The organism is Agrobacterium bohemicum (assembly GCF_002896715.1).
Taxonomy (GTDB): domain Bacteria; phylum Pseudomonadota; class Alphaproteobacteria; order Rhizobiales; family Rhizobiaceae; genus Agrobacterium; species Agrobacterium bohemicum.
Map to the genome: position 1 here is coordinate 383,386 of NZ_PGEL01000027.1, position 15,371 is coordinate 398,756.

Annotated in this window: 12 protein-coding genes; 11 read left to right on the top strand and 1 reads right to left on the bottom strand. The window is 55.9% G+C overall.

What is annotated here, in order from left to right; translation table 11 throughout:
- The first annotated feature begins 10 nt into the window (after positions 1-10).
- A complete protein-coding gene (locus CUC55_RS17285) occupies positions 11-205 on the top strand; it encodes a DUF1289 domain-containing protein (protein WP_082760114.1) in 195 nt (64 codons plus the stop codon).
- A complete protein-coding gene (locus CUC55_RS17290) occupies positions 202-909 on the top strand; it encodes a TIGR02281 family clan AA aspartic protease (RefSeq protein WP_103088630.1) in 708 nt (235 codons plus the stop codon). The genes CUC55_RS17285 and CUC55_RS17290 overlap by 4 nt, the downstream gene beginning before the upstream one ends.
- Positions 910-976: 67 nt before the next feature.
- Here CUC55_RS17290 and CUC55_RS17295 read toward each other — a convergent pair whose 3' ends face one another.
- Positions 977-4,429 carry a YhdP family protein gene (locus CUC55_RS17295; RefSeq protein ID WP_425352861.1) on the bottom strand — a complete coding sequence of 1,151 codons (3,453 nt, stop codon included), beginning with the start codon at positions 4,427-4,429 and terminating at the stop codon, positions 977-979.
- Positions 4,430-4,563: 134 nt separating this feature from the next.
- On the opposite strand from CUC55_RS17295, the gene bcp reads away from it, so the two are divergent.
- The 9 genes from bcp to CUC55_RS17340 all read left to right on the top strand — a co-directional run bounded on the left by bcp (position 4,564) and on the right by CUC55_RS17340 (position 15,324).
- Positions 4,564-5,031, top strand: coding sequence for a thioredoxin-dependent thiol peroxidase (gene bcp / locus CUC55_RS17300; protein ID WP_103088632.1), 468 nt, complete (start codon positions 4,564-4,566; stop codon positions 5,029-5,031).
- An 86-nt stretch (positions 5,032-5,117) separates the two neighbouring features.
- The gene (locus CUC55_RS17305; RefSeq protein WP_103088633.1) at positions 5,118-6,392 is read left to right on the top strand and encodes a M23 family metallopeptidase; all 1,275 of its coding nucleotides are present in this window, start codon (positions 5,118-5,120) and stop codon (positions 6,390-6,392) included.
- Between the two features lie 162 nt (positions 6,393-6,554).
- A complete protein-coding gene (locus CUC55_RS17310; RefSeq protein ID WP_483415409.1) occupies positions 6,555-8,132 on the top strand; it encodes a DEAD/DEAH box helicase in 1,578 nt (525 codons plus the stop codon).
- Positions 8,132-8,551, top strand: coding sequence for an NUDIX domain-containing protein (locus tag CUC55_RS17315; protein WP_103088635.1), 420 nt, complete (start codon positions 8,132-8,134; stop codon positions 8,549-8,551). The genes CUC55_RS17310 and CUC55_RS17315 overlap by 1 nt, the downstream gene beginning before the upstream one ends.
- A 136-nt stretch (positions 8,552-8,687) precedes the next feature.
- Positions 8,688-9,761, top strand: coding sequence for a branched-chain amino acid ABC transporter substrate-binding protein (locus CUC55_RS17320; protein ID WP_103088636.1), 1,074 nt, complete (start codon positions 8,688-8,690; stop codon positions 9,759-9,761).
- 131 nt (positions 9,762-9,892) lie between these two features.
- On the top strand, positions 9,893-10,570 hold the full coding sequence (rpe, locus tag CUC55_RS17325; protein WP_103088637.1) for a ribulose-phosphate 3-epimerase: 678 nt from the start codon (positions 9,893-9,895) through the stop codon (positions 10,568-10,570).
- Positions 10,571-10,693: 123 nt separating this feature from the next.
- Complete coding sequence (purB, locus tag CUC55_RS17330) at positions 10,694-12,001, top strand: adenylosuccinate lyase (RefSeq protein WP_103088638.1); 1,308 nt, start codon at positions 10,694-10,696, stop codon at positions 11,999-12,001.
- 64 nt (positions 12,002-12,065) lie between these two features.
- A complete protein-coding gene (locus tag CUC55_RS17335) occupies positions 12,066-12,638 on the top strand; it encodes an RBBP9/YdeN family alpha/beta hydrolase (RefSeq protein WP_067643500.1) in 573 nt (190 codons plus the stop codon).
- 445 nt (positions 12,639-13,083) lie between these two features.
- Complete coding sequence (locus tag CUC55_RS17340) at positions 13,084-15,324, top strand: bifunctional diguanylate cyclase/phosphodiesterase (RefSeq protein ID WP_425352871.1); 2,241 nt, start codon at positions 13,084-13,086, stop codon at positions 15,322-15,324.
- Positions 15,325-15,371 lie beyond the last annotated feature (47 nt).

Sequence of the window (15,371 nt, forward strand, 5' to 3'; positions counted from 1 at the left end):
ATATAAAGTGATGGAAACACCTTGTATCAACATATGCTCACTGAACACGCCTGATGGTTCCTGCGCTGGCTGCTACCGAAGCATTGACGAAATTATGAACTGGTCACGATACACGGATGATGAGCGGCGAAAGATCATGAACGATCTGCCCCGGAGATCGGACGGTAGACGCTCGGTGAACAACGAGGAGACTTTGATCGCATGAACAGACTGATCTTCGTTTTCCTCGTGCTCGGCATCGGTCTGGCGCTGCTTATTATCAATAATGACAGTGGCCAGACCTTCGGCATCAACAATGAGCAATTCGGACGCGCAGTCTATCTCGTGCCCATCGCAGCACNTTTTTCCGCAGGCATATTGGCAGGCAATCGCGGCGGTTTGGGACTGGTCGTGCGTCAACTCGCCATATGGCTCGTCATCATCCTCGGCCTCATTGCGATCTATCTCTATCGCTATGATTTCCAGCGTGTCNGTGAACGGGTTCTGGCGGGATTGATCCCAGGCCGCGCCGTTGTCGTCACGACTCNAAATGGCGAACAGGAAGTCATTCTCAACAAGTCCATGAGCGGACACTTCGAGACGGATGCCAAGGTCAATGACGGGACAGTGCATATGCTGGTGGACACANGGGCAAGCTCGGTAGTGCTAGCGAGAGCAGATGCCGAAGCGGTCGGAATCAATGTGGATAACCTATCCTATTCAGTCACGGTCATGANCGCCAACGGTCGCACGTCAGCCGCACCCGTGCGCCTGTCCGAAATCGCCATCGGCCCGATCGTGCGGCAAAACGTGTCGGCGCTGGTGGCACAGGAGGGGCAATTGGACCAGAGCCTGCTCGGAATGACGTTCCTCTCCACACTTGGTTCGCTCCAAATGCAAACCGACGAACTGAGACTACGGGATCGCTGACAACAGATCAGATGTGGTTGAACTGCTTGACGTCTCGCCTTTAGAGGATGATGCCCCGAGATGGGTTTTATTGAAACTCGAATATCTGGCGGAACACGCCGGGTGCAATCAGCGACAATGGGTTGATTGCCAGGCGTGGCGCATCCGTTTGACCCGTAAGCTTGAATGTGATGCCCAGCAAACCGCGATCCCGGCCATTGCCGAGGAAAATTCCGATGAAGGGTAACTCGGCAAACAGGCGGTTGAGACCATAGGCAGGCATGAACGTTCCCGTCATATCCATATTGCCATTCTGATCCTTCACGATGCCCTGAAAAGTCGCGCCAATCTGCTCTCCGCGGATCACGCCATTTTCGAGGGCAAGGGTTCCACTCACGTAAACCACGCGTGCGAACCCGCGCTGGAATTTTTCTGAACTGACATCGATGTTGCGGCGAACTGCCGTGTTAAGGCTTCGGCCATCCTGTCCAGTCGGCGTGGCGACGATATCCTGAAGCTTGGCTTCGTTGAGAACGGCGAAATTCCGCAAATCGAGAGAGCCGCTCCAGTCATTCCCATTGGCTGTCGTCAGCGCGAGGTTGAGCAAGCCGCCACGAACGCGCGAGTATAGGTTGGTAAAGCGGGCAAAGGAGCCTGCGTCACTGCTGGTGAGATTGATGGTACCGCCATCGCCGCGATTGATGGTTTGCGCCACCAGAGCCTGTCCCCGACTGGTGACTGCTTTCAGATCGATCGTGCGCAGCTTGCCATCGCGCAGATTGATGTCCGCATTGACGTTGCTCATCACCTCATCGTTGAAGCCGTAAATTTTGTCGAGCTGCGTCTTGATGGAGAACGAGCCAAAATCACCGTTGCCGGGTGATGATGGGGACGACGCTCCGCCGTTTTTCGCCGACGAACTGCGCAGCCGTGCAATAAGTGGCCTCAAGTCGGCAGACTTGCCGCTTGCGGTTACCGAATAGTTCTTTCGCGATGACGAGATGGCGACGGCGAAGTCATCCTGCGGTGACAGCTGGAAGCGCGTGAAATTTGCCGATGTCAGACCGGACTTATCGAATGCGAGATCACCGGCTGCGCCGAAACCATCACCTTTGAGAGAGAAGTTGCTGATCGAGGTACGTCCGTCGACTGCCTCCATCACGAAAGAGGCATTGGCAGGAATGCCCGCGCCCTTGGTCCAGCCAATACCGGGCAAAACTATGGAAGCATCGGATAGATCGAGCTTGACGGTCTGACGGCGCATGTCGCTGCTGTTGATTTCCAGCAGCGTCGTGCCACCCAGCAACTTGGTCAGCTCTGGCGCCAGCTTTGCAATCTGCCCTGGCTCAAGTGTCGCCTTTATCACCAGTTGTCGGGCAACCGTACTGGTCTTGCGGGTTGGTTGGACAAGGTCGAGGTCCATCGCAACATCGTCGATCCGTGCCTTGCCTTTCAGGCGAAGCGCTTCATTGTCGATGGAAAGCGGACCATTAATAGACGTGATGGCTCGACCGGCAAATGGCCGCGTCAGCGAGACGTCTGAGAGATCCAGTTTTGCAGTCCAGACCGGCGGCGGTGGCTGTTGGCTGGCGAGCAGGCCAATCGTTAATTTGGCATTCGCCTTAACCTGACCGGCGAAATCGCCCGGTTTGAATTCTGTATCCTTCAGTGCGTTGATCGGCTGGAACGTCGCCAGTTCCGCCACCGCATCCGCGTCCCCCGTCACGTTAAGATCGAGATCTGCCATCAACGGCTTGTCATAAACCGATTTTATCGAGAACTTGCTGTTATCCAGTGCAAGCGTGCGGCCCGATGGGAAGAAGGATGTCGCCTTGATGATATTGACGTCGANTTTCTCACCGACCAGCTCGAAATGCGCCGAAGCATCTCGCAGTGGCGGTATATCTCCCGCAACATTCAAGCGTGTGTTGTCCACGTCGAATTTTATCTGCAATTCGCTTGCGGCAAGTTCCAGCGGGCAGCCGGGTCCGCACATTCTGCCCTGCGGAATGAAGACTGCGATAGAGCCGTTTCTGATCGTACCACCGAACAGGTTTGCGACGACCCAGGGACGCGCCTTGCGCGCCATCCAGAACGGCCATAATTGCTTGACCGCTGTGGCCTCCATCTTTGCGATCTGTCCGCCGAAACTGATTTCCGGCGAGCCCTGCGCCAGGAAATGCACCTTCAGCGAGCCAGCCATGTCGCCAAGCGCGCTTCTTACATAAAGACCGGGAACATCAAGCTGGTGTGTCGTCTTGTCGAATGTTCCGTCAGCTTCGAGATTGAATGTCACCGGCGGTTCGCCGCCCGCCTCCGCAACGACGGTCGCCTGGTCCATGCGAATGCCAAGATCGAAGCCATCAGGATTATCCTTTATCTGGCCGCGAATGGGCAAGATGGTCGGCCCTAGTGTCAGACGGGAATTTTCGATGACGACGACCTTGTTGTCGAAATCGTAACGGGTGTTGATCTGGCCATCAGACACAGGCTGCGCATCACCACCAATGTAGAGTTTGCCATCGCCAATCGCGAGCGACACTGCAAGTGCCGGCTTTGTATCTGCCTGCTCCCGGGTTCCGGTGATGTTGAAGCCAGCTTTGACGTTGAGGCCCTGATGCATAAGACCTTCGGGGTCATGCTGTTCCAGAAGCGGCCCGACATCGAAGCCGTCGAGCCTTGCAGTAAAGCCACTGATGCTACCAGCAGCCCCTTGTGCAGCAAGCGAAAGCGTCGCTACTTCACCATTGAATGCGACATTTCCATCCAGCGAATATCCGCCAGCACCATCCGGGATGAGAGAAAGCTCTCGAAGGGAAATCGTCCGCATCCGCCCGTCTTCTTTTGGCGGCAGACGAATGGCGATATCCGAAAGATCTATTTCCTCTGTGCCGCTGCGCTCAAATGCCTGCGCAAAGCCATCCAGCTCAGTGAAGGCGATGTTCAGATAGGAGGGAATGTCATCGATACGCATTTTCGCAAGATCGATTCCCTTCCCCTTCGGCAAAAGCGCCGTGTCCAGTTCCATCCCACTAGCTTCGAGGCTTTGGACCGAGACCCGACCGGTCAAAAGTGCCAGAGGATTCAGCGCCATTCCAATGGCACGCGCCCGACTGAGATGCTGGCCCGTGTCCTGCTCGACTATATCGACATCCTGCGCCACGAGCGCGAGTTGAAAACCGGACGCAAAGCGCACGGATGTCGAGCCGATCCGGGCTTCGTAGCGAGAACCAAGCGCTTTTTCTAACGCTAGCTTTGCCTGACCTGACAGCGCACTATCGATAGAGCCTGTTTCGATGGAGAGGATAATGCCGCCGACAGATATGAAGGCCAGAATCACCAGTGCTACGAACACCTTTATGAGTGAGCGCAACATGGAACGCGGCCGCGGACAATCTACGATAATCGGGTCTTCGACCTGTGCGGACGGCATCGCATGCAGCGGCGTGATATCGCGCTTGCTGAAGCTAACCTTTTCGCCACGAATTTCCGCCATCCGCTTGTGCTTCCTCCCGGAATTGCCACGGCCTGAAACCACCATCAGGGCCTGTTCGGAGTGACGGTCTCAACCAATCACACCGTCTGACTCGCCACAAGACTGGACGAAGCTCTTATTCGGTATATATCGAATAGTGGCCCATTTACTCAACAATTCGGCGAATGAAAGGTCACCCCATGACAGATTTGAATGTAGGCGATAAGGCTCCGGATTTTACGCTTCCCCGGAACGGCAGCGGCGAGATCAGCCTGTCCTCCCTGAGTGGCAAGGCTGTCGTGCTGTATTTCTATCCGAAGGACGACACATCCGGCTGCACCGCACAGGCCATCGATTTCAGCGCAATGGGCGCGGAGTTCGAGGCCGCCAATGCCGTGGTAATCGGCGTCTCGCCCGATTCGGTCAAAAGCCACGACAAGTTCGCCGCCAAACACTCCCTCACCGTCATGCTGGCCTCTGATGAAGAACGCCAGGTTCTGGAGGCCTATGGTGTTTGGAAAGAGAAAAGCATGTATGGCNAAAAATATATGGGTGTAGAGCGCACGACCTACCTCGTTTCGCCGGATGGTAAAATCGCGCAAATCTGGAACAAGGTTAAAGTTCCCAGCCACGCGCAGATCGTTCTCGACGCGATCAAAGCTCTTTAAGAGCCAGCCGGTCCTATAAAGTCAAAACTTCGTTAACCTTAACAAATTACTATCCAGCCGAACGAGACTTGGCTGGAGGATGGATTTTGACGGGAGCGGGTAAAAACCTGGCATTTGGCNAAAAACGCCAGCAGCATGTTCTGATTCTCGCAAGTGGCGACAAGGTGCGCCACTTTACCATCCGTCCTTGGCTCGCCGCCACGGGCTTGTGCCTGGCTGGCCTGCTCAGCGTTGGTTACATCGGCTCAACGGCATACCTCATTCTTCGCGACGATCTGGTGGGCGCGACTATCGCCCGCCAGTCCCGCATTCAGCGAGAGTATGAGGACAGAATTGCTGCCCTGCGTGCGCAAGTCGATCGCGTGACGTCCAAACAGTTGCTGGATCAGCAAGCAGTGGAACGGAAAGTCGAGCGGTTGATGGCGCAACAACACGCCCTCACCTCGCGCCATGGCCGCATGAGTGAACTGCTGGAACGTGCTGAAAAATCAGGCTTATCCGACAACGCGCAAGACACACCTGCCGCCAACGCTTACCTGCCCGAGAAGAAGGCCAGCCTTTCTGGCGACGCGACCGGTGCTATCGACAATATGCTGGCATCGCAATCCGCTAGGACCGATCTGAAGGGCAGCCTTACATATGGATCGCGCAGCGAAAAACTGTCTGAACGCAGTCTCTCAAAAATGATCGCATCGCTGAGCAAGGTCGAAAGCGAACAACTGAGCCGAATCGCTTCTCTCACGACGGGTGCGGAAAACAAGGCTGACGCCATGGCGGATATCATCCGCAGTACAGGTGTCAAAGTCGAGAATACAGCAAAAGAAGGCATCGGCGGTCCGTTCGTTGAACCGGTAACGGACAGCGCAGGCACGTTCGAGACATCCCTGAGCAACCTCGACACCGCGCTGAAGCGGTTAGAGACAGTGCGTGGAACGGCGCAGGCACTTCCATTTGGAAACCCTGCCCCTGGTCGCGAGATTTCAAGCCGATTCGGAAACCGCATCGATCCATTCCTGGGACGCCTTGCTTTGCATGCCGGAGTGGATTTCGTGGCCACGACTGGCGCCGACATCCACACGACGGGCGCGGGAACCGTAACAAGCGCAGGTTTTTCCGGCGGTTACGGCAATATGGTGGAAGTGGATCACGGCAAAGGCATCACCACGCGCTACGGTCATATGTCGCAGATTCTGGTCAAGGAGGGCGACAAGGTAGGCCTCGGAGATATCATCGGAAAAGCTGGCAGTACAGGGCGCTCAACCGGCCCGCATGTGCACTATGAAATCCGGATAAACGATAACCCTATCGACCCCATGCGGTTTCTGGTTGCCGGAACCGAACTCAAAACATACCTTCAATAGTAGGTTCGCAACGGAAGTTACGCGATTGAATTAAGTCCGCACAATTGCCGGTCATGCCATTACATGTGCGGCAACCTGTATTATTTTGGGATAAATCCCTGTTTCCTTGACTTTCTGGCTAATTCGGCCTATTTCGCCGCTACAGTCTGCGGCGTCGCCGTTATGACAGCTAAGTGTTCTTTTCGAACCAACACGGAAACAGTTTTTCCTTTGACAACATTCTCTGATCTTGGCCTAAGCCAAAAAGTTCTTTCTGCTATCGAAAGTGCCGGCTACACGACACCGACACCTATTCAAGAAGGTGCGATACCGCCAGCGCTGGAACGCCGCGATATCTGCGGCATAGCGCAAACCGGAACGGGCAAGACGGCATCGTTCGTTTTACCGATGCTGACCCTCCTGGAAAAAGGCCGTGCGCGCGCAAGAATGCCGCGAACCCTGATCCTCGAGCCAACACGCGAACTCGCCGCACAAGTGGCTGAGAACTTCGAAAAATACGGCAAGAATCACAAACTCAATGTTGCACTTCTCATCGGTGGCGTCTCCTTCGATGAACAGGACCGCAAGCTGGAGCGCGGCGCAGACGTTTTGATCTGCACCCCCGGCCGCCTGCTGGACCATTGCGAACGCGGCAAGCTTTTGATGACCGGCGTCGAGATCCTCGTTATCGACGAAGCCGACCGCATGCTGGACATGGGATTCATTCCCGATATCGAACGCATCGCGNAAATGATTCCATTCACACGTCAGACGCTGTTCTTCTCGGCGACCATGCCGACAGAAATCCAGAAGCTGGCTGATCGCTTCCTGCAGAACCCGGTTCGCATCGAAGTCGCAAAGCCTTCTTCGACCGCGAAGACAGTCACGCAGCGTATCGTCGCCACGCATGACAAGGATTACGAGAAGCGCGCCATTCTTCGCGATCTCATCAATGCCCAGACAGACCTGAAAAACGCGATCATTTTCTGCAATCGCAAGAAGGATGTCGCGGATCTGTTCCGCTCACTCGAGCGTCACGGTTTCTCGGTCGGCGCTCTTCACGGGGACATGGACCAGAACTCGCGCACCAAGATGCTAGCGGGCTTCAAGGATAACCAGATCACCCTGCTCGTCGCTTCCGACGTTGCGGCACGCGGTCTCGACATTCCCGATGTCAGCCACGTCTTCAACTTCGACGTTCCGATCCATGCAGAGGACTATGTTCACCGTATCGGTCGTACAGGTCGTGCGGGTCGTTCCGGCGCTGCGTTTACGCTCGTCAACCGCCGCGATACCAAGTATCTCGACGCCATCGAAAAGCTGATCAACGAAAAGATCGAATGGCTGAGCGGTGACTTGACCGCGTTGCCAGCACCGATGGAGAGCTTTGCTTCCGAGCGCCCGCGCCGTGGCAAGGAAAAGGAACAACGCGGTCGCGGTCGTGACAGAAACCGCCGCGATGCCGCTCCTCAGACTCAGGTTCAGATTCAGGAAACGGTCACGCAGCCTGAAATCGAAGAAAAAATCATTCAGCCAGCCGCCATTGTGGAAATTGCGGCAAATGGAGGCGACAAGTTGAAGGCAGAACGCAAGCAAGAAAGAGCACCTCGCAATTTCGAGCGGAACCACAACGCGACACCGCCTGCGAACGACGATAATCGTCGCCGCCACTACCGCGACCATGATGATGGTCCGACGCCAGTTGGTTTCGGTGACGACATTCCCGCGTTCATGTTGATCGTGGCAAGCGCCAAAGCCTGATTATGAAGCCTGGTATCGATATTCCAGGCGTTGGCTCCGGACTTGTCATCGAGCGCGATGGCAAGGTGTTACTCTACAAGCGGGTCAAACCGCCGGAAGCAGGACATTGGAGTATCGTCGGCGGCAAGGTGGACCACATGGAAACCGCCGCTGCCGCTGCCAAGCGTGAGGCCGAAGAAGAAACCGGCCTTATCATCGGCGACGTCCGCTTTCTTTGCCTCAGCGAACAGATTATCCCGGCAGACGGGCAACACTGGTTGTCGCTCATCTATGTGGCAAATGACATCAAGGGCGAACCGAGCCTGACTGAGCCCGACAAATTGTCGGATATGGGCTGGTTCGACGTCGAAGCTCCTCCTCATCCGCTATCGCTTTTTGCCCAAGATGCTTTTCGGCACCTGCGGCAACATCGCTCGTGATGGGCTGTGATCAGCCTATATCGCTGAAAATGCCCGAAAATTTACGTCGATGCGTGNTTTCGAAGCCATTTCCTCTTTTGCAAACCGTCAGCTGTCGATACACATCGCTGCATAGAACGAGGAAACCGGCTGCACTATGCATTTAATTCGCCTGCTCACCATTGCTGCCAGCCTTGCTATGGCAGGCACCGCCAGCGCTGCGACGATTGGCGTTGTCGCACCGCAAAGTGGTGCCTATGAGCTGCTGGGCCAGCAGGTGCGCCAGGGTGTCAAGATTGCAGCAGCGAAAGCAGGCCTCGACGTGATGGAAATTCACGAGAGCTGCGAAGAAGGCAGCGGCGGTGCGATTGCCGATGGTTTGGTTGCGGCGAAGGTTAGTGTCGTCGTTGGCTTTCTGTGTACGGAAACCCTGGCTGACGCGCTGCCAACCTTAAAGGACGCCGCGATCCCAGCGATCACCCTATCGAGCCGGGCCTCCGGGTTGATGGAAGATGCTCTGAAACGTGGCTGGCCGCTTTTTCGACTTGCACCATCGGATTCGGCTGAATCGGACGCGGCAACTGAGACCATGCTGCGCGATTGGAAGGGCCATTCCGTTGGGCTTATCGATGACGGAACGATCTATAGCCGTGAACTGGTGGATCGCATCCGTGCCAAGCTGGAAGAATCCGGTCTTAAACCAACTCTCTCCGACACCTTACGACCTTCGCAGGAACAACAGGTGGCGCTGGTAAGGCGGCTGAGCCGTACCGGCATCACCCATGTGTTCATCGGCGCGGAGCGTAACGATGTGGCGATCATAGCGCGCGATGCGGCTGCGGAAAAGGCTCCTTTGACGATCCTTTCCGGTGACACGATGAGGGCGGCCAACAGCCCGGTGGCCCTGCAACCCGGTGTGCTTGCCATCGCTATACCCGATTATGCGTCCCTTCCCATGGCTACGGAAGCGGTCAGGGAATTGCTTGCGGCCAACGTCCAGCCGGAGGGGTACGCTCTACCCGCTTATGCCGTGACTCAGATTGCGGCAAAGCTTGTCGAGCTCGCCGAAGCGCAAAGCAAACCCGCACCCGCCGTCCTTGTCGGAACCACCTTCGAAACCGTCATCGGTCAGATCACATTCAACGACCGTCACGAGCTGCNAAACAATCCCTACCGCCTGCAGCAATGGAACGGCACCGCCTTCGTACCTTTGGAACGCGCCGAACGCTGACGACATTTGCTTCACCCCTGATTGTTGATCCGCCGCATCGGTGGTAAATGCGCGCAATAGAGATTGATGACTAAAGAAGGGAACGACTTTCTTCTGACAGTCTCATACCGTTANTTTAGGAGCTTTTGCAGATGTCTCTTCCCGTGCGGATCGCCCCCTCCATTCTGGCTGCCAACTTTGCAAAACTCGGGCAGGAAGTGGCCGATGTGACGGCCGCCGGTGCCGACTGGATTCACCTCGACATCATGGACGGTCATTTCGTGCCGAACATCTCTTTCGGTCCCGACGTCATCAAGGCGCTGCGCCCGCACAGCCAGGCTTTCTTCGATTGCCACCTGATGATTGCGCCAGCCGACCCCTATCTCGAAGCCTTTGCCAAGGCGGGCTGCGACGGCATCACCGTTCATGCGGAAGCGGGCCTGCATCTGCACCGCTCGCTGCAAACGATCCGCTCTCTCGGCNAAAAAGTCGGGGTCACGCTGAACCCGGCGACGCCGCTATCGGTTCTGGNAAACGTGCTCGATGACGTCGATCTTATCCTCATCATGAGTGTAAACCCCGGCTTTGGCGGCCAGAAATTCATTCCTGCCATGCTGGAGAAAATCCGTGCCGCCAAGTCCATGATTGGCGACAGGCCGATCGAACTCGAAGTCGACGGCGGTATTACCATCGATACGGCGGGAAGCGCGATTGCCGCCGGTGCCAACGTTCTGGTCGCCGGCTCTGCCATCTTCAAGGGCGACGGCGTGGACGATTACCGCAAGATGGTCAGCGCGGTGCGCGCTTCCGCAGAACAGGGCCGCAGCTAAGCGGCCCACAATGTGGCGGCTCCTGCCCTTCGCCACACCAGTCCGGCCCTTCAATGCGTTGAGATTGCCGGAACAGTTTGCTAAAGGGGCAGAAATATTCCTTCCTGAGAGAAAGTCATTGCCATGATCCCTCGTTATTCCCGGCCGGAAATGGTCGCAATCTGGTCGCCGGAAACCAAGTTCCGCATCTGGTTCGAAATCGAGGCACATGCTTGTGATGCTCTCGCCGACATCGGCGTCATTCCCAAGGAAGCAGCCAAGACCATATGGGAAAAGGGCGGCGCGGCCCAGTTCGATGTTGCGCGCATCGACGAGATCGAAGCCGTTACAAAGCATGACGTCATTGCTTTCCTCACGCATCTCGCAGAGTTTGTCGGTCCTGACAGCCGCTTTATCCACCAGGGTATGACATCGTCTGATGTGCTGGACACGACGCTGAACATCCAGTTGGTCCGCGCCGCCGATCTTCTGATCGCCGACATGGACCGCGTTCTCGCGGCCCTCAAGACCCGCGCCTTCGAGCACAAGGACACGGTCCGCATCGGTCGCAGCCACGGCATCCATGCCGAACCGACGACGATGGGGCTGACCTTTGCCCGCTTCTATGCCGAGATGGACCGCAACCGCGCCCGTCTGGTCAATGCCCGCGCTGAAATTGCGACCGGCGCTATCTCTGGTGCTGTTGGTACCTTCGCAAACATCGATCCTTCGGTCGAAGAGCATGTCTGCAAGGCACTCGGCCTTGCACCGGAGCCAGTCTCGACACAGGTTATTCCACGCGATCGTCACGCCATGTTCTTCGCAACGCTCGGCGTCATCGCGTCCTCTATCGAAAACGTCGCGATTGAAATCCGCCACATGCAGCGCACCGAAGTTCTGGAAGCGGAAGAGTTCTTTTCTCCCGGCCAGAAGGGCTCGTCGGCCATGCCACACAAGCGCAACCCGGTGCTGACGGAAAACCTTACCGGCCTTGCGCGTCTGGTACGCATGTCGGTCGTTCCGGCCATGGAAAACGTTGCCCTCTGGCACGAGCGCGATATCAGCCACTCCTCCGTAGAGCGCGCCATTGGCCCCGACACGACCATCACGCTCGATTTTGCGCTGAACCGTCTTGCGGGCGTTGTCGAGAAGCTGGTGATCTATCCAGACAACATGCTCAAGAACATGAACAAGTTCCGCGGCCTCGTGCACTCGCAGCGCGTTCTCTTGGCGCTGACGCAGGCAGGCGTTTCGCGTGAGGATTCCTACCGTCTCGTGCAGCGCAACGCCATGCGTGTTTGGGAAGAAGGCAAGGACTTTCTCGAAGAACTTCTGGCCGACGACGAAGTCCGTGCTGCATTGCCGGAAGNAAAAATCCGCGAGAAATTCGATCTGGGCTATCACACCAAGCATGTAGATACGATTTTCACCCGCGTTTTTGGCAACGCCTGATCAATTCCATCAAACAAACCGCCACGGTCTTGATTGTGGCGGTTCTGATACCGAGATACGCCGTATGAAAGCATCTGAAACAGATATCCTCATCGTTCCCGGCTATACCAATTCCGGTCCTGAACACTGGCAAAGCCGCTGGCAGGAAAAACTGTCGACAGCCCGGCGTGTCGAACAGGCAGAGTGGTCGAAGCCAGTCAAAGATGATTGGGTGGCGAAGCTGGTCGAAGAGGTGAACTCCTGCACGCGGCCTGTGGTGCTGGTTGCACATTCGCTGGGCGTGCCGACGGTCATTCACGCGCTACCGCAAATCAAGAACAAGATTGCCGGTGCCATGCTGGTGTCGCCGCCGGATGTCGCGAACCCGGCGATAAAGCCAAAGCATTTGATGACATTTGGCCCCTACCCGCGCGATCCACTGCCATTCCCTACGATTACAATAGCAAGCCAGAACGACCCATTTGGCACATACGAGCATGCCGGTGACATCGCCAATGCGTGGGGCTCGACATTGATCGACGCTGGCATGTCCGGTCACATCAACAGGGAATCCGGCCACGGTCCTTGGCCAGAGGGCACCATGGTGTTTGCTCAGTTTCTCAGCAAGCTGAAACGACCCGAAGGTTTCCCCGACTAAATTTACTAAAATACGGATTTAAAATTACAGGTTGGAAACGTCACGCTATCTTTTAATGCGGACTTAAGTCTGCGACAGTAATGTGAGGATTATACGCGCCCGTTCGTGTAAGATTTTTTCTAATAACATATGGCAGGATCGCGTGAATCAGGACCTGTTGCCGATAGAGTTTCTTGACGCCCTGCCAGTTCCCGCCCTTCACATCAACAAGAGCGGTAAAATCTTCTACGTTTCATCAAACCTTACTTTCGTTGCGTCAGATCACCAGGTTCATATTCTGGATTTCGTTCACCCGGATGATCACGGTAGCGTAACTGCTGCTCTTGGCAGTTTGGCATGTGGATCACCTGTAACGTTGGAGGTACGGCTAAACGGCGCTGAAGCGGCGGAACGGCACGCCGTATTGTCTTTTAGCAATATCGGCTCTGGTCGCAATTCCACTGTACTGGTGCAGTTGACTGACATCAGCGACCAGCGGGCGCGAGAGAAAGAAATAGCGTTCCGCGAAAGCCGCTGGAACAACGCACTCGTCAACTCGCTGTCCGGCGTATGGGACCAGAATTTCGTAACCGGCGAAATGTATGGCTCCGATACATGGCGCGCTATGCGCGGCTTGACACCTGACGAGCCGATCGAAACGGATTTCGACAAATGGCTGGAGTTGCTTCATCCCGATGATCGCGAACACACATTGTATTGCATCGAACGGCAGAACGCAGGTGATCCTGCCTATGTCTCCTTCCAGTATCGAGAACGTCATAAGCAAGGCCACTGGGTCTGGATCGAATGTCGCGGGGCCTGCGTAGAGCGCGACGAGAATGGCAGACCCGTCCGCATTGTCGGCACAGATATGGACGTATCCGAACGCAAAGCCAGCGAACATCAGATGGAGCGTATTTCGCGTCACCTGAAAGTGGCGCTCGAAGCGTCTCAGGTCGGCGTGTTCGAGGTGGATTTCGAAGCTGGCGAAACCACCTGGGACGGTCGCATGTACGAAATGTACAGCGTCGATAGAAGTATGCCCGTCAAGATTGGCGGGCTATGGGAATCGCGCGTTCACCCCGATGATCTGGGCAGGGTCGGAGACAACGTCTCGAACAAGATCGACAAACTTCAGCCANTTTCGGAAGACTACCGGATCATATTACCGGATGGCGCACTACGCTATATACGCGCGCGGTCGCTGCCCTTCATCGATATCGATGGCAGCAAGAAAATGATCGGAGTGAACTGGGACGTCACCGCAGATGTGCTTCTGCGGCAGGAGTTGGAGCGCGAGAAAGCACTTGCGGAAGCGCGTAACATCGACCTGGAAGAAGCAAGAGTCAGCATCGAACACAATGCGATGCATGATTATCTAACCGACTTGCCAAATCGCCGCTGTCTGGACGACGTGCTTGGCAAGCGTACCGCAGACTGCAGCGAGAGTCAGATGGGCATAGCAATCCTGCATATCGATCTTGATCGCTTCAAGCAGATCAATGACACGCTAGGCCATCATACGGGCGACGCGATTCTGAAACATGTCGCAGACATGTTACGTGACAACCTGAAACCCGGTGACTTCGCTGCGCGCATCGGCGGCGACGAGTTTGTATTTCTATCGCCCTTTTACGGCAACACGAGCGTTATCGCGGCGCTCGCCAACAGGCTCATCGAAGAGCTTCGCAAGCCCGTTCTTTACGAGGGGCACGAATGCCGGTTCGGTGCCAGCATTGGAATCGCCTGCGGCATCGGACCGAATCTGGATTACAAACAGGTTCTTCTGAATGCGGATATCGCGCTCTACAATGCCAAAAAGCGCGGTCGCAACAGATGTGAGTTTTTCTCGACCGATACGCAGGACTGGCTGATCAATACGAAACGTGTTTCCGACGAGATACTGACGGCACTGGAGCGAGACGAGTTCGTTCCCTACTACCAGTTACAGTTCGACGCGAAGACATTGGACATTTCAGGAGCGGAGACGCTAGCGCGGTGGAATCACCCGGTCGAAGGTATTTTGACGCCGGACAAGTTTCTCGCAATCGCGGAAGACCTCGATGCCGTAGCAGCCATCGATGGCGTCATTCTTGAAAAGGCGCTGGCGGATTTCAGGCGATGGCAGACGGCTGGCATTCCCATACCCAAGGTGTCAGTCAATGTGTCCGCACGGCGTCTGCACGACCCCGGCCTGATGGCAACGCTTGATGGCCTTCATATCCAGCCGGGAACACTGTCGTTTGAATTGCTCGAATCCATCTTCCTCGATGACAGCGACGACATCACCATTCACAATATGCAGAAGTTGCGCCAATTGGGCATCGACATCGAAATCGATGACTTCGGTACCGGTCACGCCTCGATCATTGGACTTTTGAGGGTCAATCCGAGCACATTGAAGGTGGATCGCGAGCTCGTACGTCTGGCGCCGCAATCGACCGAGCAACGCAAACTGCTGAGTTCCATTATAGATATCGGCCACTCGCTGGGTATCAAGGTGGTGGCGGAGGGCGTAGAGACGGCAGAGCATATCCGCATCCTGCAAGATATTGGCTGCGATTCGCTTCAAGGTTACGCTTTGTGTCGTCCACTCCCGGCCGATCAGGTGGGGGCGTTCGTTGCAACCGCCGGATGGCGGGAGGCTTCTCGTCACAGGTCACGGTCAACATCTGCCAAAGCCGTTGGCGTTGTTGCGCCCAAGTGAAGGCCCTTTGTCTATAGGCGTGGATATTGATGCCATATTTCAAGTTT

Excerpts from the sequence above, each read along its gene's own strand:
- CUC55_RS17285 (WP_082760114.1), top strand. The coding sequence starts at position 11 with ATGGAAACACCTTGTATCAACATATGCTCACTGAACACGCCTGATGGT.
- CUC55_RS17335 (WP_067643500.1), top strand. The coding sequence starts at position 12,066 with ATGAAAGCATCTGAAACAGATATCCTCATCGTTCCCGGCTATACCAAT.